The sequence below is a fragment of the Gilvimarinus algae genome, from assembly GCF_030518215.1.
GTDB classification, from domain to species: Bacteria; Pseudomonadota; Gammaproteobacteria; order Pseudomonadales; family Cellvibrionaceae; genus Gilvimarinus; species Gilvimarinus algae.
The window spans coordinates 1-301 of the sequence record NZ_JAULRT010000010.1 but is presented as its reverse complement, the minus strand read 5'-3'; the positions used below and the strand labels follow the sequence as shown (position 1 = coordinate 301).

At 60.8% G+C, this 301-nt stretch carries 1 protein-coding gene; it reads right to left on the bottom strand.

Going from position 1 to position 301, the window contains the following annotated elements; genetic code table 11:
- Nucleotides 1–301, bottom strand: a 301-nt coding sequence (arfB, locus tag QWI16_RS00025) for an alternative ribosome rescue aminoacyl-tRNA hydrolase ArfB (protein ID WP_302710672.1), incomplete at both ends; no start/stop codon positions are given.

The following is a 301-nucleotide window of genomic DNA, read 5'->3' as shown; positions in this document are numbered from 1 at the left end:
CGTTGGCGGACGATCTCGCGGTTGCGGGCCTGGCTGCGGGTTTCGTCGCATTGCAGGATCAGTGCGCCTTCTTTGGTCCAGCGGCGTCCGGCCAGGCGTTTCAGCCGTGCCTTTACCGGATCGGGTAGTGATGGCGAGCGTGCCGCCTCGAACCGCAATTCCACGGCCGTGCTGACCTTGTTTACATTCTGCCCGCCGGGACCGCTGGCCCGAACAAAGTGTTCGGTCAGTTCCCAGTCTTGAATGGTGATTTGATCGGTGACGCGTAGCATGGCCATTTTTAGCCCGAGCATTGGCAAAC